Annotated in this window: 20 protein-coding genes; 9 read left to right on the top strand and 11 right to left on the bottom strand. The window is 73.0% G+C overall.

Translation table 11 applies throughout. From position 1 onward, the window contains the following. Positions 1–94: 94 nt before the first annotated feature. Entirely contained in the window at positions 95–1,036 is a 942-nt protein-coding gene (locus tag ACLJTM_RS15450; RefSeq protein ID WP_411104126.1) for a COX15/CtaA family protein, read from the bottom strand. 225 nt (positions 1,037–1,261) lie between these two features. Continuing rightward, positions 1,262–1,873, bottom strand: a complete 612-nt coding sequence (locus tag ACLJTM_RS15445; protein WP_411104125.1) for a TetR/AcrR family transcriptional regulator — start codon at positions 1,871–1,873, stop codon at positions 1,262–1,264. A 58-nt stretch (positions 1,874–1,931) separates the two neighbouring features. Here ACLJTM_RS15445 and ACLJTM_RS15440 point away from each other — a divergent pair, with 58 nt between their 5' ends. The 5 genes from ACLJTM_RS15440 (at position 1,932) to ACLJTM_RS15420 (ending at position 6,149) form a co-directional block, all read left to right on the top strand. Continuing rightward, positions 1,932–2,726, top strand: coding sequence for an SDR family NAD(P)-dependent oxidoreductase (locus ACLJTM_RS15440; protein WP_411104124.1), 795 nt, complete (start codon positions 1,932–1,934; stop codon positions 2,724–2,726). A 233-nt stretch (positions 2,727–2,959) separates the two neighbouring features. Beyond that, positions 2,960–3,307 (top strand): hypothetical protein, encoded by a 348-nt coding sequence (locus tag ACLJTM_RS15435; RefSeq protein WP_411104123.1) that lies wholly within the window; start codon positions 2,960–2,962, stop codon positions 3,305–3,307. Positions 3,308–3,412: 105 nt separating this feature from the next. Continuing rightward, the gene (locus ACLJTM_RS15430) at positions 3,413–4,285 is read left to right on the top strand and encodes an oxygenase MpaB family protein (protein ID WP_411104122.1); all 873 of its coding nucleotides are present in this window, start codon (positions 3,413–3,415) and stop codon (positions 4,283–4,285) included. A 20-nt stretch (positions 4,286–4,305) separates the two neighbouring features. Further along, entirely contained in the window at positions 4,306–4,731 is a 426-nt protein-coding gene (locus tag ACLJTM_RS15425) for a hypothetical protein (RefSeq protein ID WP_411104121.1), read from the top strand. A 26-nt stretch (positions 4,732–4,757) separates the two neighbouring features. Then, the gene (locus ACLJTM_RS15420; RefSeq protein WP_411104120.1) at positions 4,758–6,149 is read left to right on the top strand and encodes a Mucin-2; all 1,392 of its coding nucleotides are present in this window, start codon (positions 4,758–4,760) and stop codon (positions 6,147–6,149) included. A 54-nt stretch (positions 6,150–6,203) separates the two neighbouring features. Here the strand turns inward: ACLJTM_RS15420 and ACLJTM_RS15415 are convergent, their stop codons facing one another. From ACLJTM_RS15415 to ACLJTM_RS15375, 9 genes are all read right to left on the bottom strand, one after another. Then, entirely contained in the window at positions 6,204–7,070 is an 867-nt protein-coding gene (locus ACLJTM_RS15415) for a phosphatase PAP2 family protein (RefSeq protein ID WP_411104119.1), read from the bottom strand. A gap of 70 nt (positions 7,071–7,140) precedes the next feature. Further along, on the bottom strand, positions 7,141–8,094 hold the full coding sequence (locus ACLJTM_RS15410; protein WP_411104118.1) for a YihY/virulence factor BrkB family protein: 954 nt from the start codon (positions 8,092–8,094) through the stop codon (positions 7,141–7,143). Between the two features lie 160 nt (positions 8,095–8,254). Then, on the bottom strand, positions 8,255–10,084 hold the full coding sequence (locus ACLJTM_RS15405; RefSeq protein WP_411104117.1) for a diacylglycerol kinase family protein: 1,830 nt from the start codon (positions 10,082–10,084) through the stop codon (positions 8,255–8,257). A 346-nt stretch (positions 10,085–10,430) separates the two neighbouring features. Then, on the bottom strand, positions 10,431–11,534 hold the full coding sequence (locus ACLJTM_RS15400) for a sugar ABC transporter substrate-binding protein (protein ID WP_411104116.1): 1,104 nt from the start codon (positions 11,532–11,534) through the stop codon (positions 10,431–10,433). A gap of 266 nt (positions 11,535–11,800) precedes the next feature. Beyond that, positions 11,801–13,618 carry an ABC transporter ATP-binding protein gene (locus ACLJTM_RS15395; protein WP_411104115.1) on the bottom strand — a complete coding sequence of 606 codons (1,818 nt, stop codon included), beginning with the start codon at positions 13,616–13,618 and terminating at the stop codon, positions 11,801–11,803. A 264-nt stretch (positions 13,619–13,882) separates the two neighbouring features. Then, complete coding sequence (locus tag ACLJTM_RS15390) at positions 13,883–14,392, bottom strand: GNAT family N-acetyltransferase (RefSeq protein ID WP_411104114.1); 510 nt, start codon at positions 14,390–14,392, stop codon at positions 13,883–13,885. Positions 14,393–14,636: 244 nt separating this feature from the next. Then, entirely contained in the window at positions 14,637–15,620 is a 984-nt protein-coding gene (locus ACLJTM_RS15385; RefSeq protein WP_411104113.1) for an MsnO8 family LLM class oxidoreductase, read from the bottom strand. Between the two features lie 126 nt (positions 15,621–15,746). After that, positions 15,747–17,417: a ThuA domain-containing protein gene (locus ACLJTM_RS15380; RefSeq protein ID WP_411104326.1), complete on the bottom strand. Its 1,671-nt coding sequence runs from the start codon at positions 17,415–17,417 to the stop codon at positions 15,747–15,749. 26 nt (positions 17,418–17,443) lie between these two features. Beyond that, positions 17,444–20,314 carry a PQQ-dependent sugar dehydrogenase gene (locus tag ACLJTM_RS15375; protein ID WP_411104112.1) on the bottom strand — a complete coding sequence of 957 codons (2,871 nt, stop codon included), beginning with the start codon at positions 20,312–20,314 and terminating at the stop codon, positions 17,444–17,446. Positions 20,315–20,711: 397 nt separating this feature from the next. Here ACLJTM_RS15375 and ACLJTM_RS15370 point away from each other — a divergent pair, with 397 nt between their 5' ends. From ACLJTM_RS15370 to ACLJTM_RS15355, 4 genes are all read left to right on the top strand, one after another. After that, entirely contained in the window at positions 20,712–21,893 is a 1,182-nt protein-coding gene (locus ACLJTM_RS15370; protein WP_411104111.1) for an ROK family protein, read from the top strand. A gap of 119 nt (positions 21,894–22,012) precedes the next feature. Next, positions 22,013–23,554 carry a sugar ABC transporter ATP-binding protein gene (locus ACLJTM_RS15365; RefSeq protein ID WP_411104110.1) on the top strand — a complete coding sequence of 514 codons (1,542 nt, stop codon included), beginning with the start codon at positions 22,013–22,015 and terminating at the stop codon, positions 23,552–23,554. Then, positions 23,551–24,582 (top strand): ABC transporter permease, encoded by a 1,032-nt coding sequence (locus tag ACLJTM_RS15360; protein ID WP_411104109.1) that lies wholly within the window; start codon positions 23,551–23,553, stop codon positions 24,580–24,582. The genes ACLJTM_RS15365 and ACLJTM_RS15360 overlap by 4 nt, the downstream gene beginning before the upstream one ends. A gap of 69 nt (positions 24,583–24,651) precedes the next feature. After that, positions 24,652–25,701, top strand: a complete 1,050-nt coding sequence (locus ACLJTM_RS15355; protein ID WP_411104108.1) for a substrate-binding domain-containing protein — start codon at positions 24,652–24,654, stop codon at positions 25,699–25,701. Positions 25,702–25,716: the final 15 nt, after the last annotated feature.

Genomic DNA, 25,716 nt, shown 5'->3' with positions numbered 1-25,716 from the left:
TCGCGCGGACCGGAGACGGTTCGGGCGGACCGGGGCGGAGGCGATTCGCGCGGACCGGAGACGGTTCGGGCGGACCGGAGTCCGCCCGGGCCGGTCAGAGCCGTGCTGCCTCGGTTCGCGCGCCGGGAAGGGCGTCGCGGTCGGCCGGCTCGGGGGTCCGGGCGACGGCGGACTTCTTCACCGTGAGGTGCACCTGGAGAACCCCGACCCAGACGAGTGCGGACCCCAGCAGGTGCAGGACGACGACGAGGGAAGGCAGGCCCGTCAGCGACTGCGCCAGTCCCACCCCGCCCTGCGCCAGCAGCACGCCGAGGAAGACCGCCGTCTTGCGCCGCGCCGCACTGCCCGCCGGCAGCGCCCTCAGCAGGGACCACGCCAGGACCAGCACCGTCGTCGCCAGCAGCCCGTGCAGCGCCGTCACCACGGTCCAGTTCAACGGCATGCGGTGCACATCGGAGGAGTCACCCGCGTGCGGGCCCGTACCGGTCGCCAACGTCCCCACGACCACCAGCACGGCGGTCACCGCCACCAGGGCCGCAGACAACGACCGGCACCGCGCGGGCACCCGCAGGGCCGCCGACCCGGCCGCGGCCCCCTCGGTGCCGGAGCCCGCACCGGGCTCCGCGGACGCCGCGTGCCAGGTGTACACGGCCGTGGTCAGCAGCAGCGTCGCGGCCAGGAAGTGCGCCGCCACGATGTACGGGCTCAACCGCATCCACACGGTCACCCCGCCCACCAGCGCATTCAGCACGACCACCCAGAACTGCGCCCAGCCGCCCCGCAGCGCGGCCGGCGCCGGCACCTTCTGCAGACGCGCCGTGATGATGACCCAGCCCACCACCGCACAGAGCACCCCGGTCAGCAGCCGGTTGCCGAATTCAATTGCCCCGTGCATGCCCATTTCGGCCGTGGGAGCCAGCGTCTCGCCCGTGCACAGGGGCCAGTCCGTACAGCCCAGCCCCGAACCCGTCACCCGGACGATCCCGCCGGTCACCACGATCGCGATGCTCGCCACGACCGACCCCAGAGCCGCCACCCGGAGGCTCCTCGGTCCGAGCGCCCATCTGCCGGCAAGCCACGAGAGAGGAGTGTGCACGATCAGCCTTCCCTGTTCCGCCTTCTACGCACCACGGCACGGAACAGCCAGCGTAGGCCGCCGGTTTGTCCGGGCCCGACGGACGCGGCGCCCCAGGCCGCACGCGGCGGGCAGCGGGGGGCGGGCGGCGGGCGGCCAGGGACTCCCCCGCGGGACGCGGCCCCGTCAGCGGAGCCCGGCCAGGAGGACTTCCAGGGTCAGCTCGACAGCGGCTTCCAGCGGGGTGTCCTCCAGCAGGGAGCCGACGGCCAGGACGGCCAGGCCGTGCATGCTGGAGAAGGCGACCTGGGCCAGCGCGGCCGGGTCGCCGGGCCTGACCTCGGAGGCCGCCTGGCCCTCGGCGATCAGCCGCGCCGCGATGGCCAGGCTTTCGTGCCCGAGGTCGCGGAGCTCCTGGGTGGACGCGCTGTCGTGCTTGACCGTGAACATGAGGTTCAGGAGGGGCGCATGCTCCACCGCGAACCGGACGTACGTACGACCCAGTTCCGCGAGGCGGTCGGCGACCGGCTCCGGCCCGGCGGCCGCCTGCCCCATCCGCGCGTTCAGGGTGGTGAAGCCGCTGACGGCGAGGGCGTCGAGCAGGGCCTGCCGGTCGCGGAAGTGGCGGGAGGGGGCGGCGTGGCTGACGCCGAGGTCCCGCGCCAGCGCGCGCAGCGACAGGCCGTCGGCGCCCGACTCGGCCAGGACGGCCTCGGCCCGCTTCAGCAGGTCGGCCCGGAGATTGCCGTGGTGATACGAGTCGCCGCCCATGACGATCACTGTCGCAGATGTTGTCATTGACAACAATGATGGCAGTGCCTACATTCATCAGGCTGAGCCGACACGAGGAGTCTCCATGTCCAAGCCCATGACCTACCGGGGAACCACCGCTCTGATCACCGGGGCCAGTTCCGGCCTCGGCGTGGAGTTCGCCCGCCAGTGGGCCGAGCGCGGAGCCGATGTGGTGCTCGTGGCCCGGCGCGCGGACCGGCTGGAGGAGCTGGCCGCCGACCTGGAGAAGAGGTTCGGGATCAAGGCCACTGCGGTCCCCGCCGACCTGGCCCGGCCCGGAGCCGGCGCACTCCTGCGGGAAGAGCTGGCCGCCCGGCAGATCAGCGTGCAGACCGTCGTCAACAATGCGGGCTTCGGCAGTCACGGCCCGTTCGCGGACCAGGACCCCGCGGAGATCGCCCGCATGGTCCAGGTCAACATCGCCGCGGTCGTCGACATCGCCCGGGCCTTCCTGCCCGACCTCGTCGCCGACGGCCGCGGCGCGCTGGTCACCGTGGCCAGCATCGCCGCGTACCAGCCCACGCCGGCCATGGCCGTGTACGGCGCCACCAAGGCCTTCGTGCTGCACTTCACGGAGGCCGTCGCCTACGAGACGAGGAAGTCGGACCTGCGCGTCCTCGCCCTGTCCCCGGGGCCGACGAGCACCGAGTTCTTCGACGTCGTCGGCAGCCGGGACGCCGCCGTCGGCCGCTTCGCCGGTGCGGAGCAGGTCGTCGCCGTCGCCCGCAAGAGCCTTGAGCGGCCCGCCCCTCCCGCAAGCGTCATCGCCGGACTGGGCAACCGGGTGTCCGCGGTCGCGGCAGCCCTGGCGCCCCGGCGTCTCGCCCTCGCCGTGAGCGGCCGCGTCCTCAAGGCCTGAACCGGGGCCGACCGCACGACGACCCCCGCACGGTGCACAGGGGTTCCCACGCCCGTGGCGGCGGGGGCGGGGGCGGGGGCCATTCGGTGGACGGCCGGGCGTGTCCCCGGGAGCCGTGTCCGAGCCGCGCGGATAGTCGTGCCGGGGCGCCCGTACGGGGCCGCGGCCCGGGCCGTTGTCCGTGGCGGTGCGTGCGCCTGTGACGGACCGGTGCTGCGGAGGAACGAGGCAAGATGAAGAAGACCGTATGGGTGTGCACGCTGGCGGCAGGCCTGGCGCTCGGCCCGATGACCGCCTCCGGATGGGCGGCGCAGCAGCACGCTCCGGTGGCCGCCGCCGCGCCCCGCGCCGCGTACCCGGTCGGTGAGGTGGTCTCGGACGCGCCCCTGAACGTACGGCAGAGGGCCACGGTGTCCTCCGGGACCGTCAAGGTGCTCCGCCCCGGCCAGCGCGTGCTCCTCAACTGCCAGAAGCGCGGCGGCTGGGTGGACGGCAACCCGGTCTGGTACCGCCTGCAGGGCTCCGCCGGCTGGGTCTCTGCCCGCTACGTCCACAACCACCAGCCGGTCCGTTCCTGCTGACGGCTGACGGCTGACCGCTGAGCGCTGAGCCCTGAGCCCTGACTTCCCCGCCCGCCGCGTACCGCGAGGCACCCGGTGCGCGGCGCGGTGGAGGACAATGGGGGCATGGACGTGTCGGCGCCCGCCGTGGAACGGCTCAGGGAGCACGTGGGCCGCAGTCTGTTCCGTCGCGTCGCCGGCCCCTCCGGGCCGGAGAACCGTGCCCGGATCCATGACACGCCCGGCCCCCGCTGGTTCGGCCCCGACCGTCCCATCCGCCGCGTGCACGGGGACGCCTCGATGTTCATCGGCGGGTTGAGCGCCCTGCTCCTGCAGTCCCTGCACCCGCTGGCCATGGCGGCCGTGGCGGCGCACTCCGGCTACCGCGGTGACCCCTGGGGCCGGCTCCAGCGCACCAGTACGTTCCTCGCCGTGACCACCTACGGCACGGCCGAGGACGCCGAGCGTGCGGTCGCCCGCGTGCGGGCCGTCCATCAGCAGGTCACCGGGTTCACCGGTGAGGGAGCGGCGTACCGGGCCGGGGATCCGCACCTGCTGGGGTGGGTGCACGCGGCCGAGGTCGACTCCTTCCTCCGGGCGCACCAGCGGTTCGGCGCCGCACCGCTGGACGGCGCCGGCTGCGACGGGTACCTGCGGGACACCGCCGAGGTCGCCGCGGCCCTCGGCGTGGTCGATCCGCCCCGGGACCGGGCCGCGCTCGTCGAGCGGCTGGCGGCGTACCGCCCCGAGCTGCGGGCCGCGCGCGAGGCCCGCGAGGCCGCCCGTTTCCTGCTGCTGCGGCCGCCCCTGCCGGCGGCCGCCCTCGGGCCGTACGCCGTACTCGCGGCGAACGCCGTCGCGATGCTCCCGCCGTGGGGCCGCGAACTGCTCGGCCTGCCCTGTCCCGCGCTGCTGGAGCGGGCCTGCGTCCGCCCGGCGGGCCGCGTACTGACGGCGGGTATCCGGTGGGCCATGCCGCCGCGGCCCCCGGCCCGCTGAAGGGGACTACGCTCCACAGGATGGAACGCGCAGAGGTGCTCAAGCGAGTCATCGGCATCCTCACCGAGGCCCAGGACATCCGCCGGGCCGCCGAGGCCGGGCACGAGGCGGACACGGACCCGCAGGCGGGCGACGATCCGGGCGGGCCCGGGTACGCGGAGGGGTACGAGGAGGAGTCCGCGGCGACGGCGGGCGTGGCCACGCTGCTCCTGAACGAGATGCTCCCGTCGATCAGCGTGCCCGCGGACGCCTCCCCGCAGGAGGTCGCCGGCCTGGTGGCGGCGGCCCTCGGCCCCGCCCTGCACACGATGGTCTCCGGCTTCAGCCTGGCGTTCACCAGCCTGGCGATGGTGCACGACAGCGGGCAGACGGACGTCTCCTCGATCGAGGTGCTGCAACAACTCGCCCTGGAGGTCCAGGCCGGGACGTACGACGAGGGCGCCTGAGGCCCGCCACGGGAACGGGGGGACCCATGGTCGCGGTCCATGCGTCCGTACTGGACGGCGTCGCCCGCAATCCGGCACTGCCGACAGCGCTGCTGGTGCGCCTGCTGGCCTTCGACGGCGGCGGCGACGGCCCGCCCCGGCACGCCCTCCGGCGGGCCGGACTTCCGGAACGGGCCGTCACGGTGATCCTGGCGCACCCCGACCCGGGGGCCCGGGCCGGTTTCGCCAGGAGCCCCGGGGCCGAACCGGCCCAGCGGGCGCGGCTGGTGGACGACCCATCCCCGCTGGTACGGGCCGCTCTCGCCGCCGGACCCGAGTGGCCCGACCCGCGCACGCCGGTCCGCCCGCTGCCGGACGCGGTGTGCGCCCGGCTGGTCGACGACCCCGACCGGGTCGTACGGGCGGCCCTGCTGGACTCGCCCTACCTCCCACCGTCGTTCACGGCCTCGCTGGCCACGCACCCCGAGCCGGCGGCGCGCCGGGCGGCGGTGCGTGCCTGGCAGGCCCTGGCGCCGGGCGGCCGGGCGGCGCTCCTGGCCGACCCCGATCCCGGCGTACGGCGGGCCGCCGCGCTGTGGGAATGCCGACGGGACGCCCGGGTCACCGCCGGACTCCTCGGCGATCCGGCGTCCGCCGCCGAGGCGTTGCGTCACGGACTGCTCACCCGCGCCGACGCCGAACGGTGCCTCGGCGAGCGGACGCACCCGGCCGCCCTCGCCGCGAACCCCTCGCTGCCCCCGGACCTGGTGGAAGCGCTCGCCACCGACCCCGATGAGGCCGTGCGGCTGGCGGTCTCCCTCAGACCCGACCTGGACGAGCCGCGGCGCGCCGCGATCGACATCACGGTGCAGCCCTTCGCCCGGGGGGACGTGGACTGGGTCGAGGACGGCCTGGCCGACCCCGCCGTGCTGCGCCGGGCCGCGACCTCCGCCCACCCGCTGCTGCGGCGCGCCGCCGCCCGGAGCCCCCACCTGCCGCCGGACCTGCTGCGCCTGCTCGCCCGCTCCGGCGACCCCTTGGTGGAGGACCTCTTGAGCGTGCACCACCCCGCGACCCCGGAGGAGGTCCTGATGCGGGTGTACGCACGGCTCGGCGGGACGTTCTCCGCCTGGATGGCGGAGACCCATCCCCGGTTTCCCCGCGCGGGCCTCGCCGCGCGCTATGCGGACCACCCGGACGGGAACCACCGTCGGCTGGCGCTGCGGGACCCGGCCGCCCCGCCCGCGCTGGTCGAACGGCTGAGCCACGACCCTGCGGTCTGGACGCGGCAGGCGGCGGCCGGCGACCCGCGCCTGCCCCTCCCCCGGCTCCGCGAAGTCCTCCAGATCCCTGAACTGGCCTCCAGCGCCGGGGCCAACCCGGCTGTTCCCGCGGCCGAGTTGGCCGCAGTCCTGGACCGGTCGGGCGTCCCCGCCTGACTTCCGGGCAGAGCCGTGGGGAAAGGGGCGGTGGGAGGGGGGCGCCGCTGCGGGTCAGGTGCCGTCCGTGCGTCCCGTACCGCTACCGCCCGTACGGTGCGTGTCGTGCGTACGGTGCGTGTCGCCTGCGTGCACCGGAGGTTCGGGGTCGGGGTCGGTGAGTTCCGGTTCCAGGCCCTCGGCCACCGTGGTCCGCGGGCGGCCGGTGTCGGCCCGCCAGGCCTCGAAGACCAGGGTCGTCGCCGTCACGATGACGAGGCCCAGCAGCCACCCGCCCAGGACGTCGCTGACCCAGTGGACGCCGAGCGCCACCCGGGTGTAACCGACGCCCACCACCGTGACCACGGCGAGAGCCCAGGGCAGGGCACGCCAGGCCCGCGGCACCATCGGCAGCAGCACCAGCAGCAGGACGGCGCAGGAGGTCATCGCCGTCATCGCGTGACCCGACGGGAAGGAGAAGCCGGGCGCATGGGAGACCGGATCCGGCAGGCTGGGGCGTGCCCGCTCGACCACGGTCTTGGCCAGCAGTCCGATGAGTCCGCCGGCGACGGCGGTGACGGTCGCCCAGGCCGCGAGCCGCCAGGCCCGGCGGACGGCGAGCCAGACCACCAGCAGGGCCACGAGCAGACGCATGGTCACGGGGTCCCACACGTAGCCGGTGAGCACCTCGAGGAACCGTACCCAGCCCGGGTGTTCCAGTGCCGTGGCGTGGAGCCGCTCGGCGGTGGTGCGGTCCAGGCGGTGCAGAGGCGGCCACCGGGACTCGACGAGCACCAGGGCCAGGGCGAAGGGCACCGACACCACGGCGGTCACGACGGCGGTGAGCACGAGTCTCGTCCCGAAGGTCGCATCGGGTCCGGAATGCCGTGACAGCAGGCTCCTCAGCGGGCGGTGCGGTGGGCGTTCGGTGCGCCGTGCCATGGTGGCGGGTCCCTCTCGTGTGCGGTGCGGGCCGCCGACCGGACAGTCCGGCGGTCGGATGGGCGGGGTGTCAGACCCCGGGGTCGGGCATGACGGGTTCCTTCACCCCCGCCCGTACGGCTTCCAGCTGGGCGGCGAACGACAGGCCGAGGAACAGCGCCACCGACGTGAGGTAGGACCAGAGCAGCAGCGACACGATGGCGCTGAGCGGCCCGTACACGCTGGTGAAGGAGCTGCTCGCGCCGACGTACAGGCTCAGGCCCCAGGTCGCCAGGTTCCACAGCACCAGGTAGACGACGGCGCCGAAGGCGAGCCAGGTGTAGCCGGGCTGGCTGCGGCGCGGCGAGAGCCGGAAGATCGCGCTGGTCGCGAGGACGGCGAGCAGGATCCCGACGGGCCAGCGCAGCAGGTCCCAGGCCTGGACGGTCGAATCCTCCAGCCGGTACACCTCGGCAAGGGCATCGGTCAGATGGGTGCCCAGCACGGTGAGGGTGAAGCTGAGGCCCAGCGGGAAACCGGCGAGGGCGGCCATCACCAGGCCTCGGGTGTACTTGGCGAGGAAGGGCCGGTCGCGTTCGTTTCCGTATATGCGGTTGGCGCCCCGTTCCACCTGGCACAGGCCCGTGGTGACGTTGGCGAGGGAGAACAGGAGGCCCAGCCACAGGGCTGCCTGCCCGCCGTCCCCGGCGTGCCGGCGGCTCTCGCTGAGCGCGTCGTCCACCACGGCCTGGCCGGGTCCGCTGGTGACGCTGCGGATCGTGAGCTCGGCTATGCGGCCGACGTCCTCGGTGTGCAGGACGCCGGAGAGGCCGACGGCGGCGATGGCCAGCGGGACGATGGACAGGACCGTCTGCAGGGCCAGTGCGCGGGCGTGGCTGAACCCGTCGGCGTAGCGGAAGCGGACGAAGGAGTCGCGGGCCAGGCTCCAGCTGCCGTAGCGGCGCAGCGCGGTCCACGCCTCGTCGGCGGAGAGCTCCTCGCCCTCCACGTCGTGCCGTTGCGGTACCCGTCGTGCGGTGCCCATCGTTCTCCTGTCCATCGGTGCGCCTGCGGCCTGCCGCGGCTGCCTGGGTCTGTGCCGGTGCAGGTGTGGGCACCTGCGGCCGTGCCGGTGTCGGCACCTGTGGCGGTGCCGAAGCCTTCGGGGCGGGGCCCGCCCCGGTGCGGGGCGGGCCCCGGAGGCCTCAGCGGGCCGGGCCCGAAGGTGCGGCCGGGAGCTGCCGGGCCCGGTCGTCCTCGGCTGCCCGCGCCTGCGGCGGGACGGCGGGGGCGCCGGGGGCGCGGGGCAGGTACACCCGGAGCGCGCCCGGCTCGATCTCGGCGGTCAGGCGGGCTCCGTCGGGCACGGTGTCCCCGTCCAGTTCGCGCGGTTGCGGGACGGCGCAGCGGATGTCGACGCGGGTGGCGGTGAAGTATTCCAGCGCTCCCCCGGCCTCGCTGCGCCCGGCCTGGGATGAGGCCCCGGGTGCCGTGGCCGTGCCGGGCTGCGGGGGTGTGCGGCGGCGCAGGAGACGGGCACCGAGGTGCCCGGCTGCGGCGAGCCACCCCGAGGGGCCGCGGGGGTCGAACAACACCACTTCGAGGCGGCCGTTGTCCGGCCGGGCGTCCGGCAGGAGGGGGAGCCCGCCCTGGAGGGCGCCGACGTTGCCGATGACGACCATGCGGGCGCGGCGCCGCAGGCGGCGGCCCCCGTCGATCCGGATGGTGAGCCGCACCTCGGGGTCGCCGAGGTGGCGCAGGGCCGACAGGACGTACGCGGCCCAGCCCATCCGGGACTTCAGGCGCGGTGAGGCGTCGCGGACCATGGCGGCGTCGAAGCCCGCCCCGGCCATGACGGTGAACCGGCTGGCCGGGAGGCCGTCGCCCTGGATGCGGGCCACGTCGATGCCGAAGCTGTCGCCGGCCAGGGATTCGTCCAGGGCGGCGGCCGGTTCGATGGGGAGGCCGAGGTTGCGGGCGAGGAGGTTCCCCGTGCCGCAGGGCACGACGGCCAGCGGGATGTGCGTGCCGGCCAGGACCTCGGCGCAGGCCCGCACCGTGCCGTCGCCTCCGCAGACCACGACGAGGGCGGGGCGGTGGGCGGTGGTCTCCTCGGCCAGGTCTCCGCAGGCACTCTCGGCGGAGGTGAGGATCCATTTCTGGTCGGGGTGGCCGTGGTTGCGGAGCACTGCGCGGATGCGGTCGGCGAGTCCGTCGGGGCAGGCGAGCGGGTGGCGCACCACGAGGACCGGACGGCCGGTGCCCGTGGCATCCGCCGGGCGGGGTTCCGCGCTGGTCCCGGGCTTGCCCGCCGGGTGGTGTTCGGCGGGATGCCTGCCTGCCGGGGTGCTGTCCGCCGGTTCGTCTTCGGCTGTGGTGCCGCGCCCGTAGAGCAGGGCGAATCCCGTGATGAGCAGGGTGGCCGTTCCGTTGAGGAGTCCGCCGGCCACGTCGCTGGGGTAGTGCATGCCGCGGTACATGCGGGACAGGCCGACGGTGGGCGGGATCAGCAGGAGGGCGCCGGTCACGACGTAGCGCCAGGGGCCGCGCAGGCGCATGGCTGCGATGACGGCCAGCCCTCCGTAGAGCGCGAGGGAGGCTCCGACGTGGCCGGAGGGGAAACTCGACGTCGGTGGGGCTCCGTCCAGCTTGGGGACCGCCGGGCGCGGCCGGTCCACGCAGGCGGTCACGAACACGAACACCGCCGACTGCGCGGCCACCGAGACGCCGAGGAAAAGCGCCTCGGCGCGGTGCGCGACGCGGGGCAGGACGAGGAGGGCGACGATGCAGAGCAGCGTCACGCCGATCACGGCTTCCGTGCCGGCCAGGACGGAGAACCACTCCGAGATCCCGGTGGCGGGCGCGTCGCGGCGCTCCACCAGTTCCCGGCTGGTCCGTCCCTCCTCCGAGAGCGGCCAGTGGCCCGCAGCAGGCCCCGTCACCAGACGTCCCAGGCCGACCATGACGGCTGCCTGGACCGGAAGGAGCAGCAGGGGCCAGACGTCGCGCGCCGCTGCACCGCATCTTCGCTTCATGGGGGGCGTTTAGCCCGTTCCGGCCGGATGATGCATGCCGCCGCGATCCAGGTCACCGGGGCCGCGGGCCGTCTCGCCGCCGACCGCCCGGAGCGGGGGCTGATCACCCGTCAGGAGGACGCGCGCGGCGGCCGTGGCGCCGGCCCTCGGGGCGGGTGAGGCCGCGGCGGCGGGGGTGCGCATGCCGGAGATCGCCCGTCCCCGGCTGCGGGCCCGGGTCGCGGCGGCCTGGCGTACGGACGGCCCGGCCGGCCCGGCGGCCTCGACCCTGCTGCCCCTGCTCCGGGCCGGTCTCCCGGCGCCGGACGGAGCCCGCCGGGACCGGGACGCCCGGGGCACGGCCCGGCTACTTGAGCCCGATCTCCTCGCAGGCGGCCCTGTACTTGTCCGTGCAGATCTCCTCGACCGTGTAGATGCCGTCATCGACCACGGTGGACTTGACGTTGCTCCTGGTCAGCGCGACGCCCGGAACGAGGACCGAGGGCACGGCCTTGGTGGTGGGGCTGTCGACCATCTGGTTGATGATCCCGGAGACCTTCTCCCCCCGGGCGAGGGCCACGGCCATCTCCGCGGCGGCTTCGGCCTCGGGGGCGTACGGCTTGTAGACGCTCATGTACTGCTCGCCCGCCACGATCCGCTGGACTCCGGCGAGTTCGGCGTCCTGCCCGGTGACCGGGGGCAGGTTGGACACGCCCGCTGCCTTGAGGGCGGTGATGATGCCGCCCGCCATGCCGTCATTGGCGGAGTACACGCCGATGATCTTGTTCTTTCCGAGGGCGGTCAGGGCGGCGGCCATATTCGTGTGGGCGTTCTCCGGCTTCCAGTCGACGGTGTCGTACTCCTTGCCGACATTCACCTTGCCGTCCAGCAGGAAATGCGCACCGGCTTTGAAGAGCTTGGCGTTCGGGTCGGTGACCGAACCGTTCATCATGACGATCTGGCCGTCCTTGGCCTTGTCGCCCAGCGCCTCCAGGAGCGCCTTGCCCTGGACCTTGCCGACGTCCTCGTTGTCGAAGGAGGTGTAGGCGTCGATCGGGCCCTCGGCCAGGCGGTCGTACGCGACCACGGGTATGCCGGCGTCCTTGGCCTTCCGGACCGCGCCGGCGATCGCCTTCGCGTCCACCGCGTCGATGATCAGCACGTGCACCTTGTTGGCGATCATCGCCTCGACCTGGGAGTTCTGCGTGGTGGCGTCCTGCTTCGCGTTGGCGTACACCACCTCGCCCTTGCCGCGCGTGATCGCGGCGATCTCCTTCTCGATGAGCGGCTTGTCGAACTTCTCGTAACGCGCCGTCTGGTTCTCCGGCAGCAGGAGGCCGACCTTGATCGCCTCACCTCTGGCACCGCCGGGTCTCCCGTCGCCTTCGTCGGCCGCCCCGCACGCGGCGAGGGAGAGGATGCCGGCGGATGCGGCGACGGCAACGGCAGCACGACCCAGATGTGTGTTCACGATATGAACCTCCCTGACGAGGCCGAGTCCTTTGCGGCCGAGGTAGAGGCAGTCAACTGGGCGTTACCACCAGCGTCAAGGAGTCACTTGTTAACGTGATGGCAACGTTGCCATCACTGTCCGCATCGGAGCAATTCGGGCCTCAGGTGGTATTCGGCATGATTGGCACGGGCTGAGCAGTCAACTAGTGAAGCAAAAGGCTCCCGTTCCTTCCCGTTCGTTCCCCGCGGGGGCGCCCACCCCGGGCGCCCCCGTGCCTGCGGAGGTCAGTGCAGGTCCGAGCGTGCGGGGGCATCGTCGAGGAAGCCGCCCGACTGGTGCTGCCACAGCTTCGCGTAGGCGCCCTCGGAAGCCAGGAGTTCCTGGTGCGTGCCCTGCTCGACGATCCGGCCGCGGTCGAGGACGATGAGGCGGTCCATATGGGCCACCGTACTCAGCCGGTGCGCCACCACGAAGGCCGTCCGCCCTTCCATCAGGCGCCACAGGGCCTCCTGGACGAGAATCTCGCTCTCGGAGTCGAGTGCGCTCGTCGCCTCGTCGAGCAGCAGGATCGGCGCGTCGCGCAGGATCGCCCGGGCGAGGGCGACGCGCTGGCGCTGGCCGCCGGAGAGTTTGACGCCGCGCTCACCGACCATGGTGTCCAGGCCGCAGGGCAGGGCGTCCGCGAACTCGGTGACGTGCGCCGCCTCGGCCGCGCGGCGGATCTCGGCTTCGGTGGCGTCCGGCCGGGCGAAGGCGATGTTCTCCCGCAGCGTGCGGTGGAACATCGCGGGGTCCTGGGGGACGTAGGCCATCAGGCCGCGCAGGTCCCTCTGGCGGAGCCGGCTGATGTCCCGGCCTCCGATCAGGATGCGTCCGGCGTCGATGTCGGTCATCCGCAGCAGCAGCCGGGTGAGGGTGGTCTTGCCGCCGCCGGACCGCCCCACCAGCCCGATCTTCGCGCCGGCGGGCACGGCCAGGTCCAGCCCCGTGAAGAGCGGGGCGCCGCCTGCGTGGGCGAAGCCCACCTGCTCGAAGCGGATGTCGGCGCCTTGGGCGGGGGGCGGTTCGGGGGTTTCCGGGTCGACCACGGTGGGCGGCTTCAGCAGCAGCTCCGTGAACTGCGCGGCCTCCGTCATCGAGCTTTCCAGACGGCGGTAGATCTGGTTGAACTCGAACATGATCCGCGTGGCGTTGGAGTAGTAGGTGAAGGCCACCACGACCGCCTCGACGCCTTTCCCGCTCGCGGCGAGCGTGACCGCGAGCAGCAGGCCGAGGGCGTTGGTGAGCACCGACAACGGTGCGACGACGGTGTCGATGCGCAGGTTGCCGTAGTCCCACGACCGCAGGGTGAGGCCCCGCGACTCGGCCACTCGGGACCGGTGCTCGGCGGCCTCGCGCTCCTCCGCACCGAACGCGCGGACGGTGTCCATGTTGGTGAGGCTGTCCGCGACGTGTCCCGAGACGCGGGCGATGGCCTCCTCGCGCCGGGCCACGAGGCGCTGGCGGCGCCGGATCAGGGGCAGGACGCAGACCGCCGTCACCGCGATCATGGTGAGCAGCGCCACGACGAGCAGGGGTTCGTACATCCAGAGCACGACCGAGCCGAACAGCAGGGGAACGAACCTGCCGACGACCGAGAAGGTCAGCGTGTCGACGAACTCCTCGAAGCGGGAGGCGAAGCTGAGGACCCGTTTGGTCAGCGAGCCGGCGAAGTTGTCGTGGAAGAAGGCGGCGTCCTTCGCGAACAGCTCGTCCATGCCGATCACGTAGAGCCGCTCGATGCCGAGGGCGTCGAGGCGGTTGAGGCAGTGCAGGCCGAGGCGCCAGGCCGCTTCCGCGAGCAGCAGGACTCCGGCGAATCCGAGGACGTACGGGAGCATCACGCCCATCGTGGGCGGGGGGCCGCCTTCGGCGATGCGGGCGACGAGCTTCGCGACGACCAGCGGCGCGACGTAGAAGATGCCGATGTTGCCGAGGGCCGGCAGCAGCATGGTGGGCAGTGTCAGCCACCGCAGCCGCGCCAGCTCCCGTCCGTAGTGGCGAAGTGCGAGGAGTACGGGCCCCTTGCCGCGCGGAGCCCCGCGTAATGCTGGCGATCCCATGGCAAACCCTGTGGTGTCGGCGGTGGATCCGGAACCGCAGTGTCCCGTGGTGGTGCCCGCGTCGTCCAAGCCTTTTCCCTGTGGGCGATGGCTCGCACGCACGAGCGATGCATCACCCGTCTCAGGGACCCCGCCTGCTGCCCGGCGGCGCTGCGGTGACGCGCGCGGCGGCGGCGAGGGGGTGAGGCCGCGGGACCGCAGCCCCGAAAGCGGGCGGTCCCCGGGGCAGCGGGCGGTCCCCGGGGCAGCGGGCCGCAAGGCCGCTCAGATGCCGAAGGGTGCGGCGTAGCGGACGGTGCCGCGCGGCAGGGACCGGCTCCCGTCGAGGGCGAGGACCATCAGGGCCTCGTCCGGGACGTCCAGGGTGATGCGGATGCCGTGCGCGCGGGCGCGGCCGAAACCGAACCGCGGGTAGTACGCGGGGTCTCCTAGGACCACGACGCAGTGCTCTCCCCTCGCCCGTGCGGCGTCCAGGACCGCGCGGACGGCCGCGGTGCCGGCGCCCGTCCTCTGGTACGCGGGCAGGACGGCCACCGGAGCCAGGCACAGGGCCGGGACCTCGTCGACGTGGCAGCGGGTCAGCAGTGCGTGCCCGACGGCCCGGCCGGCGGGGTCGGCGGCGACCACGGACAGGCCGTCGAGCCACGCGGGGTCGGTCCGGAGGGCGTCCACGAGGTCGGCTTCGAGGGGGGTGTCGAACGCGGCGAGGTGGATGCGGCGGACGGCGGGGATGTCGGCGCCGGTCTCGGCGCGCGTGGTCCAGGTCTGGGACATGGCAGGGAGGGATCCGTTCCGGGAGTCGTTCGTGCGGGAAGCCGCCCCTGCCGGCGGACGCGGCCGGAGGGCGACGCTACGGTCGAGGGATCAGGCCGCGGCCCGGTACGTGAGGCAGGTCCGGGCGGTGCGCACGGCAGCGCCCGTGGGCACGGTCATCAACCGCTCCTCCCCCTTCTTCCCGCCGTCTCCGCTCCGGCCCCGGAACGGGGACGGGACGGACACGAACGGCGCACACCTGGCGTTACACCCTCGCGGCCCCGACTTCGGCCTGCACGAGGGCGTAGGAGTGCAGGCGCGCCGCGAGGTCGTAGACGGGCGTGGTGAGCATCAGTTCGTCCGCCCCGGTCGCGTCGGCCAGGCGGTCGAGCCGGTCCGCCACGGTCTTCGGCGTCCCCACGGCCTGCTGGGCGCGGAAGCCGGCCAGTGCCTGGCGCTCCTGCCCGGTGAAGGGGTGGGCGGCCGCGTCGGCGGGCGTGGGGAAGGGCGTGTCGCTCACGCCCTTGAGCAGCCCGGCCTTGACCACGTCCATGGGGGCGACGAGCCGCGCGGCTTCCTGTTCCGTCTCCGCGCACACCGTCTCGACGCACAGCATCACCCGGGGCCGGGGGCACCACGGGGAGGGGGTGAAGTCCGCCCGGTACCGTGCGGCGACGGCCCGCGTGTTGTCCGGCCGGATGTGGTGGGCGATCGCGACCGGCAGGCCGAGGGCCGCGGCCAGGGCGGCGCCGGCGCTGCTGGAGGCAAGCAGCCAGGGCTCCGGCAGGGGGCCGAGCGCGACCTCGTCGGTCAGGAAGGCGAGGACGGCTTCCACGTCGGCCCGGTACTCCGCGTCGGTGGTCGGTCCGGCGCCGCGGCGCAGGGCCCGCGCAATGCCCTCGTCGAAGGTGCCGGGGCCCCGGCCGATGCCGATGTCGATGCGGTCCGGATGCAGGGCGGCCAGGGTCCCGAACTGCTCCGCCAGGGCGAGCGGAGCGTGGTTGGGCGCGAGCACGCCGCCCGAGCCGAGCCGGATGTGCGAGGTCGACGCGGCGGTGTGCGCGGTCAGCACGACGGGTGGGAAGGCGCCGATCGCGGGCGAGTGGTGGTGCTCGGCGTACCAGATCCGGTGGTAGCCGAGCCGTTCCAGCCCCTGGGCGAACGCCGTGGTGTCGCGCAGGGTGTCCAGGGCCCGGGTGCCGGTCTGGACCATTGCGACTTCCAGCGCGGAGAGAGGTATGTCGACCATGGCGCCAGCATAGGGATCGGGCGCCCGGCAGGAGCATCGATGATCCCTTTCACGCCACGGCTCCGGAGCGCCGGGGGGTGTGGTACGCCCGGGGCCCGCGGGTCCCGGACGTACCGCAGCCGACGGTCAGAAGGTGGTCCTCCACTGCTGGTTGGGGGAGGTGGGGACGCAGTCGTAGAGGGCCAGGCGGGTGCCGTCGGCGGAATTGCCGCCCGGCACGTCCAGACACCGGCCGGACTGCGGATTGCGCAGCGTGCCGCCCGTGGACACCTCCCACTTCTGCGCACCCGTCCCGTTGCACGTGTACAGCTGCACCGGCGACCGGTTCGCCGTGGCCCCGCCCGCGACGTCCAGGCACTTCCCGAACGCCTGCAGGCTCTGACCCACCCGGCTCCACCTCTGCGCCCCGGTCCCGTTGCACCCGTACAGCTGCACCGCAGTCCCGTCCGCCGACACCGCACCGCGGACGTCCACGCACTTGCCCGCCAGGCCCGTGATCGGGCCCGACAGGCCCTTGATCCGGACGTTGCGGAAGCGGACGTCGTCGCCGGCGCCGTGGTTCTGCAGGCCGATGTGGCCCTGCTGGAGGGAGCGCGCCGGGTCGGTGTTGGTGAAGTCGTTGATCTTCACGCCGTTCAGCAGGACCTGCAGGTGCTCGCCTTCCACGAGCAGCTCGTAGGTGTTCCATTCACCGGGCGGGTTCAGCGCGGCGTCCCGGGCGGCCAGGTCGGCCGATCGGAATCCGTAGACCGCGCCGGTGGTCCGGTCGGCCGTGTCGGTGGCGTCGATCTGGATCTCGTAGCCGTGGTCCACCGCCGACCAGGGGTCCGAGCTGGCCGGAAAGCCGATGAAGACGCCGGAGTTGTCGTCGCCGGGCAGCATCCAGTCCAGCTTCAGCGAGTAGGAGGTGTACTCCTGGGCGCTGTACCAGAGCATCCCGAGGCCGCCGTTGGTGGTCAGGGTGGCGTCGGATTCGGTGAAGGAGCCGGGGCCGGCCTGCGACCAGCCGGCCGTGGAGCCGTTGTAGAGGGCGGTGTAGCCGTTCTCCGGACGGCAGTCCGCGGCGGCCTGCCCGGCGGCGTACCGGATTCCGCCGAGCAGTTGGGCGCGGAACGCGGGGTCGGCGTAGGACTCCTGGGTGTGGCCGCCGCCGGTGTAGAAGGAGCGGCCGCCCTCGTACGTCTTGCACCAGGTGTGCGGGTGGTCCGCGCCCATGCCGCCGCCGCTGTACGAGGACTCGTCGAGGGTGGCCAGGACGTGGGCGGTGGCGCGGGGGTTGGTGCGGTAGTTGTACCACTCGTCGGTGCGCACCCAGTTCCGGCCGAGGTGTGCGGTGGCCGGGTGCGCCCGGTCCTCGGTGCGGACCGTGGCCTGCTGGATGGCGGGGTGCGAGTCGAACCAGGCGCCGACCAGTTGGCCGTAGAAGGGCCAGGCGTACTCGGTGTCGGCTGCCGCGTGCACGCCGACGAATCCGCCGCCCCCGCGGACGTACGTCTCGAATGCGGCCTGCTGGCCGCTGTCCAGGACGTCGCCGGTGGTGTTGAGGAACACCACCGCCTCGTAGCCGGCGAGATGGGCGGTGGTGAAGGCGGCGGGGTCCTCGGTGGCGGTGACGGTGAAGTCGTGGCCCGCGCCCAGGTCCCTGACGGCCTGGATGCCGGCGGGGATGGAGTCGTGCCGGAATCCGGAGGTCCTGCTGAAGACGAGTACGTCATAGGGGGTGTCGGCGGCTGGTGCGGCCGTGGCCGCGGTTCCTCCGAGGCCGGTCAGCGCCGCCGCGGCGAGAGCGAGTGCCATCCCTGCCGTGCGGATCCTGGCGGTTGTCATGAGATCACCCACTGCTGGTTGGGGGAGGTGGGGACGCAGTCGTAGAGGGCCAGGCGGGTGCCGTCGGCGGAATTGCCGCCCGGCACGTCCAGACACCGGCCGGACTGCGGATTGCGCAGCGTGCCGCCCGTGGACACCTCCCACTTCTGCGCACCCGTCCCGTTGCACGTGTACAGCTGCACCGGCGACCGGTTCGCCGTGGCCCCACCCGCGACGTCCAGACACTTCCCGAACGCCTGCAGGCTCTGACCCACCCGGCTCCACCTCTGCGCCCCGGTCCCGTTGCACCCGTACAGCTGCACCGCAGTCCCGTCCGCCGAGGCCGCATCGCGGACGTCCACGCACTTGCCCGCCAGGCCCGTGATCGGGCCCGCCTGTCCGAGGTCGAAGCTGTCGAGGTCGAACAGGGCCGCCGTGGCGCTGCCCTTGAAGACCAGGTAGAGCGTGGTCGTGCCGGAGGGGGCGCCGTTCAGGGCGGCGGTGACGGTGGTGAACGTCTCCCAGGAGCCGGTGACCGGGACGGTTGCCGTGCCCAGCAGGGTGCCGGTGACGGATCCGGCGCGGACTTCCAGGGTGCCGCCTGCGCCGGCGGAGGAGACCCGGGCGGTGAACTTCTTCGTGTCGCCCGGCGCGTAGGGGGTGTAGGCCGTCCAGTCGCCGTGGTGGATGTTGCCGACGGTCTTGCCGCCCTGGGCCGCCGGCTTGGTCATGACGTCGATGCCGGAGGACGAGGAGTAGTGCTCTGCCTGGCGGTGGCGGGGCTGGGCGATGCTCTGCGCATGGGTGGTGAGCGCGGGCTGGCCGTTCGCGCCCTTGTCCGTGTACTCGGCGTCCCAGACTCCGAAGATGTTCGCGGCGTCGTCGTGCTCGCCGTCGACGGGGACGGTGATGGCGCCGGTGCAGCCGTTCTTCGAGGTGATCGCGTGGCCGTGGCTGTCGTGCCCGAGGACGTAGGTCATCTTGACCTTGGAGCAGTCGACCGTCCCGTCTTCCGGGTCGGTGACGGTGATCTCGTACGGCATGCTGTCGCCGTAGGCGAAGGGGGTGCCGTTGACCGGCAGTTTCACCGTGACGGTGGGGGCGGTGTTGCCGACGGTGACCGGGAGGCTGGCCGTTCCCGTGTTGCCGTCGGGGTCGCGGACGGTGAGGACGGCGGTGTAGCGGCCGTTGGCGGTGTAGGTGTGGCTGGGGTTGGCTGCGGTCGAGGTGGAGCCGTCGCCGAAGTTCCAGGAGCGGGTGAGCGCTCCCCCTTCGGGGTCGGCGGAGCCGGCGGAGGAGAAGGCGACGGACAGGGGGGCCGCGCCCGAGGTCCTGTCGGCCGAGGCCTTGGCGACGGGCGAGCGGTTGGCGCCGCCGACGTACTCGATGCGGTAGAGGGCCGAGTTGTCGTCGCCGTTGAAGTAGCCGGTGCCGTAGTCCAGCACGTAGAGCGCGCCGTTGGGGCCGAAGGCCATGTCCATCACCTGGGTGCCCGTCCAGGGGAAGGCTCCGATGGTGCCCGGTGATCCGTCGGCGTCGACGTCGATCGTCTTGATCCAGGCGCGTCCGAACTCGCCGGCGAAGAAGTGGCCCTCCAGTTCCCGGGGGAACTTCACCTCGGAGCTGCTCGCGGCGTCGTACCGGTAGACGGGACCGCCCATCGGCGATTCCGAGCCGCCGGTCCCGAACTCCGGCGGGGTGCCGGCCTCGCCGCCGTAGCGGATCCAGGAGGGCTTGGCGGCGGGCAGCGTGGCCAGGCCGGTGTTGCGGGGCGAGTTGTTCACCGGTCCGCCGGCGCAGTCGTACCTCGCGCCGGCCGGGCCGGACGGGAAGGTGTACTCCGTGTACGTCTCGGCCGCCGTGTTGGTGCCGGTGCAGTACGGCCAGCCGAAGTTCCCGGGGGCGGTGATGCGGTTGAACTCGACCTGGCCGCCGGGTCCCCGGGTGGTGGAGGCCGCTCCGGCGTCGGGACCGTAGTCGCCGACGTAGACGGTGCCGGTGCCCTTGTCGACGCTCATCCGGAACGGGTTGCGGAAGCCCATCGCGTAGATCTCGGGGCGGGTCCTGGCGGTTCCGGGTGCGAAGAGGTTGCCGGTGGGGACGGAGTAGCTGCCGTCCGCGTTCACCTTGATCCGCAGGATCTTCCCCCGCAGGTCGTTGGTGTTGCCGGCGGTGCGCTGCGCGTCGAAGGCCGGGTTGCGGCCGGCGCGTTCGTCGAGGGGGGCGAAGCCGCCGGAGTCGAAGGGGTTGCTGTCGTCGCCGGTGGAGAGGTAGAGGTTGCCCGCGGCGTCGAAGTCGATGTCTCCGCCGACGTGGCAGCAGAGGCCGCGGTCGGCGGGGACCCTGAGCACGATCCGCTCGCTGCCGGGGTTGAGCTTCCAGTCGGCGTCGAGGGTGAAGCGGGAGAGCCTGCTTTCGCCCTGCCAGGCCGACCAGTCGGTGCCGTCTGCGGGTGCGTCGCTGTTCGCCGGGGTGGACAGCGGCGGGGCGTAGTAGAGGTAGATCGCCCGGTTGGCGGCGAACCCGGGGTCGACGCCGACGCCCTGGAGGCCTTCTTCGTCGTGGGAGTACACGGCCAGGGTGCCGATCACGGTGGTGGCCCCGGAGCCGTCGGTACGCCGGAGGGTCCCGTCGCGTGAGGTGTGCAGCACCGAGCTGTCGGGGAGCACCGCAAGGGACATGGGCTCCCCCATGGTGGCCTCGCCGCGCGCCATCTGGACCTGCTGGAAGTCGGTGGGGTCGACGGGTTCGTGGGCCCGTGCGGGATTGGGCGGCACGACGGCCGTGACGGCTGCGGCCGCCAGCACGACCAGGGCGGACCACAGGGCGCCGGCCCTGCGGCGGCGCGGACACGGACGGGGCGCGCGAAATCTGCGGGATGTAGACATGGATGTCCCCTATCTCCTGACTGCGGGGGCCCGGGCAGGGCGCGTGGGGCGCCGGATGCCGGGGAGGAGCAGGACCTGCGGCGGTGCCGGTGGAGGGTGTTCCGCCGCAAAAGTAGAGGCTTTGTGTGGGCTCGCCAATACCTTCGGCAGGGCAGGTGCAGACTTTTACCCGGCTCGGACGAAAGTCCCAACGGGCTTTTCTGCCAGCCGACTTGGGCTTGCGAAAGCCGCCTGCCAGCACTTTGTCCTGAGAGGGGCGAAAGTTGGCGCAGATCTCGGCGCAACTTCTTCCCAGCCGGTGAAAGCGCTGCTAGGTTCCCCCTCGAAAAGTCCGACGCAAGCAGCTGACTGGGGTTCCCATGCGGATGGTCAGGGGACGGAGGGGCGCGTGAGACGGATGACGGCTCGACCGGCCAACGCGCATCAGACACGACTGCTGCGCCTGCTGCGGGACGAAGGCCCCCGCTCCCGAGCCCAGTTGGGCGACCAGGTCGACCTCTCGCGCTCCAAGCTCGCCGTCGAGGTCGACCGGCTGCTGGAGACCGGGCTGGTCGTGGCGGACGGCCTGGCCGCCTCCCGCGGCGGCCGCCGCTCGCACAACATCAGGCTTGCGCCGAACCTGCGCTTCCTCGGCGTGGACATCGGGGCCACCTCCGTCGACGTGGCGGTCACCAACGCCGAACTGGAGGTCCTCGGCCACCTGAACCACCCGATGGACGTCCGCGAGGGTCCGGTCGCCGTCTTCGAACAGGTCCTCGCCATGGCGGCCAAGCTCCGGGCCACCGGCCTCGCCGAGCACGTCGACGGAGCGGGCATCGGCGTACCGGGCCCGGTCCGGTTCCCCGACGGCGTCCCCGTCGCACCGCCGATCATGCCCGGCTGGGACGGGTTCCCCGTCCGCGAAGCGCTCAGCCAGGAACTCGGCTGTCCGGTCATGGTCGACAACGACGTGAACCTCATGGCGATGGGCGAGCAGCACTCAGGGGTCGCCCGGTCCGTCGGCGACTTCCTCTGCATCAAGATCGGTACCGGGATCGGCTGCGGGATCGTCGTCGGCGGCGAGGTGTACCGGGGCACCACCGGCAGTGCCGGAGACATCGGGCACATCCAGGTGGAGGCGGAAGGGCGGCCCTGCGCCTGCGGCAACAGGGGCTGCCTGGAAGCGCACTTCAGCGGGGCCGCGCTCGCCCGCGATGCCGAGGAGGCGGCCCGCTCCGGCCGTTCTGCGGAGCTCGCCGTGCGGCTGGCGGCGGCGGGCCGGCTCACCGCCACCGATGTCGCCGCAGCGGCGGCGGCCGGCGACTCCACCGCGCTCGACCTGATCCGCGAGGGCGGCAACCGCGTCGGCCAGGTCATCGCCGGACTCGTCAGCTTCTTCAACCCGGGGCTGGTCGTGATCGGCGGCGGCGTCACCGGTCTGGGCCACAACCTGCTGGCCAGTGTGCGCACCCAGGTCTACCGGCAGTCACTGCCCTTGGCCACACGCAACCTCCCCATCGTGCTGGGCGAACTGGGTCCGGTCGCCGGAGTCACCGGCGCGGCCCTCCTCATCAGCGACCACCTGTTCTCCTCGCCCTGAACCGGCCCGTCCGGCGCCCGGGCCCCTCCCCCGGGCGCCGGGGGTACGGCCCCCGCCCCGGACGCCGAGGGCACCACCCGCCCGCGCACGCGCCACCGCACCCGCCGAGGGGATCCGCCATGGAACCGGAACCACCTGCTCCGCACCTGCCGCCGCCACCCCTGCTCACCATGTCCGGCATCACCAAGTCCTTCCCCGGTGTCCGCGCCCTCGCCGGCGTCGACCTGGACGTGCAGGCCGGCGAGGTCCACTGCCTCCTCGGCCAGAACGGTGCGGGGAAGTCCACCCTGATCAAGGTGCTCGCCGGAGTCCACCAGCCCGACGCCGGCCGCATCACCTGGCGCGGCAGGGCCGTGTCCCTGAAGTCGCCCGTCGCCGCCATGCGCCTGGGCATCGCCACCATCCACCAGGAACTCGACCTGGTCGAAGGCCTGTCGGTCGCCGAGAACGTCTTCCTCGGGCACGAACCGACCACCGCCGGATTCCTGGTCCGCGGCCGGGAGGCCCGGAAGGCCACCGGGGCGCTGCTGCGCCGCCTCGGCCACCCCGAGATCGATCCCGCGCGACCGGTCGGCCGGCTGTCCGCCGCCCAGCGGCAGATCGTCTCCATGGCCCGGGCCCTCTCACACGACGTGCGCGTCATCGTCATGGACGAGCCGTCCGCCGCACTGGACCCCGACGAGACCGACAACCTCTTCCGCATCGTCGCCGACCTCACTGCCGCCGGTGTCGCCGTCGTCTACATCACCCACCGGCTGGAGGAGATCCGGCGCATCGGCGACCGCGTCACGGTCCTCAAGGACGGCCGGGCCGTGGCGGGCGCCGTCCCCGTCGAGGAGACCCGCACCCGGGACCTGGTGGCGATGATGACCGGACGCGACGTCGGATACGTGTTCCCCGCCCGGCCGGCCGCGCCGCCCGGCGGGACACCCGTCCTGCGGATCGAGGGGCTCGCCCGCACCGGCGAGTTCGCCCCCTTCGACCTGGAGCTGCACGCCGGGGAGATCGTGGGCCTCGCCGGCCTGGTCGGCTCGGGCCGCACCGAGATCCTGGAGACCGTCTTCGGCGCCCGCCGTCCCACCGCGGGCCGGGTCAGCGTCGACGGCCGCACCCTCACGCCCGGCAGCGTCCGTTCCGCCGTCCGGGCGGGCCTCGGTCTGGCGCCCGAGGAGCGCAAGGCGCAGGGCCTGCTGATGCTCCAGTCCGTCACCCGCAACGTGTCGCTGTCCTCGCTGGCCCGCTTCTCCCGCGGCGGCTGGCTCGACCGCGGGGCGGAACGCCGGGCCGCACAGCAGGCCACCCGTACGCTCTCGCTCCGCCCGGACCTCCCGGACGCGCTGGTCCGCACCCTGTCCGGCGGCAACCAGCAGAAGGCCGTCCTCGCCCGCTGGCTGCTGCGCGGCTGCCGCGTCCTGCTGCTGGACGAGCCGACCCGCGGCGTCGACGTGGGCGCCCGCGCCGAGCTGTACGCGGTGATCCGGCAGCTCGCCGAGGACGGACTGGCCGTCCTCCTCGTCTCCAGCGAGGTACCCGAAGTGCTGGGCCTCGCCGACCGGGTGCTGGTCCTGCGCGAAGGCCGCGTCCTGCACACGGCGCCCGCCGGGGAGCTGGACGAGCACCGCGTACTCGACCTCGTCATGGAAGGGAGTCCGAGCTCATGACGCAGCCCGCCTCCAAGGCCCCGCAGGGGCCGCCGCCCCTCGCAGCCCAGCCCCCGTCCGTCCCGGCCGGCAGACCGGCCCCGGGCTGGACCGCCGACGTCCGCAACCTGTCCCTGCTCGGGGTGCTGGCCGTACTCGTCGCGGTCGGCGGGATCACCAGCCCCGCCACCTTCCTGGCCGCCTCCAACCTCCAGCTGGTGCTCACCCAGGCCTCCGTGATCGGGGTCGTCACCGTCGGCATGACCTTCGTCATCACCAGTGGCGGCATCGACCTGTCCGTCGGGGCGATCGTGGCGCTGGCCTCGGTGTGGGCGACGACCGTGGCCACCCAGGAGTACGGGTTCGCGGGCATCCTCTTCACCGCGGTCCTCGTCGGAGCCGGCTGCGGGCTGGTGAACGGGCTGCTCGTCGCCTACGGCGGGTTGGTGCCCTTCATCGCCACCCTGGCGATGTTCGCCGCGGCCCGCGGCCTCGCCCTGCAGATCACGGACGGCCGGACGCAGATCGTGACCGTGCAGCCCGTGCTCGACCTGGGCGTGCCGGACTCCTACCTGTTCGGGGTGCCCCCGCTGGTGCTGGTGTTCGCCGCGGTCGCCCTCGCGGGCTGGCTGGTGCTGAACCGCACGACGTTCGGCCGGCGCACCGTCGCCGTCGGCGGCAACGCGGAAGCGGCCCGGCTGGCCGGCATCGACGTACGCCGCCAGCGGCTCCACCTCTACCTGCTCTCCGGGCTGTGCTGCGGCATCGCCGCCTTCCTGCTGGTCGTCCTGTCGGGTTCGGGCCAGAACACCAACGGCAACCTGTACGAACTCGACGCCATCGCCGCCGCGATCATCGGCGGGACCCTGCTGAGCGGCGGTCGCGGCACCATCACCGGCTCCGTCCTCGGCGTCCTCGTCTTCACCACCATCACCAACATCTTCGCCCTCAACAACCTGGAGAGCGCCGTGCAGCAGATCGCCAAGGGGGCGATCATCGTGGCCGCCGTCCTGGTCCAACGCGGTACGGAGCGCTCCGCCGCGACCTGACCCGGGCCGCTCCCCGCCCCTGCTCCCACCCCCGCCCTGCCCCGTCCGACCCGAAAGGGGTTCCCCGCCATGCCCGAACTCCCGCCCACCAGCCGCAGACGCCTGCTCCTCGGCACCGCCGCCGTCTCCGCCGGCGCCCTCCTCGCCGGCTGCACCTCCAACGAGCCTTCGAAGGGCGGCGCCGCGGCCGACAACGCCCCGGCCGCCGGCACCGAGCAGCCCGGCAAGGCCGTCACCATCGGCTTCGCCGGACCGCAGGCCGACCACGGCTGGCTCAATGCGATCAACGAGAACGCCCGGCAGCGCGCCGCTAAGTACCCCGAGGTCACCCTGGAGATCACCGAGGGCTCCAACGACACCGCCGCCCAGATCGGGCAGATCCAGACGCTGATCAACAAGAAGGTCGACGTCCTGGTGATCCTGCCGGCCGACGGCAAGGCCCTCACCCAGGTCGGGCTCCAGGCCATGAAGGCCGGCATCCCGGTGGTCAATCTGGACCGGATCTTCGCCTCCCCGCAGGCGTACCGCTGCTGGATCGGGGGCGACAACTACGGCATGGGGCTCAACGCCGGCCGGTTCATCGGCGAACGGCTCAAGGACAAGCCGAACGCCAAGGTCGTCGAGCTGGCCGGGCTGGACAGTCTGGAGCTCACCCAGCAGCGCACCCAGGGGTTCGACGACGCCTTGAAGAACTACCCCAACATCAAGAAGGTCGCCCGCCAGGCGGCTGAGTTCACGGTCGAGTCCGGCCAGGCCAAGATGGCGCAACTGCTCCAGGCGCAACCGCAGTTCGATGCACTGTGGAACCACGACGACGACCAGGGTGTGGGGGCGCTGCGCGCAGTCCAGCAGGCGGGCCGCAGCGATTTCCTGATGGTGGGCGGGGCGGGCGCCAAGTCCGCGATGGACGCCATCAAGGCCGACAACAGCGTGCTCAAGGCGACCGTGCTCTACCCGCCGACGATGGCCGCCTCCGCCATCGACCTGGCGCGCGCCCTCGGTCAGGGCAAGGGCGTCGGCGGCCTGGCGGAGCTGGAGATCCCCGGCTCCGTGACCCTGTACTCGGCCGTCGTCACCAAGGACAACGTCGACCGGTACCTGCCCACGGGCTTCAACTGACGGTCCGTCCGCATC

Origin of the sequence: Streptomyces sp. cmx-4-9, from assembly GCF_046548835.1 — a bacterium.
In the GTDB taxonomy this organism is placed as follows: Bacteria; Actinomycetota; Actinomycetes; order Streptomycetales; family Streptomycetaceae; genus Streptomyces.
The sequence above is the reverse complement of the archived record's forward strand: the minus strand, read 5'-3'. Positions and strand labels throughout refer to the sequence as shown.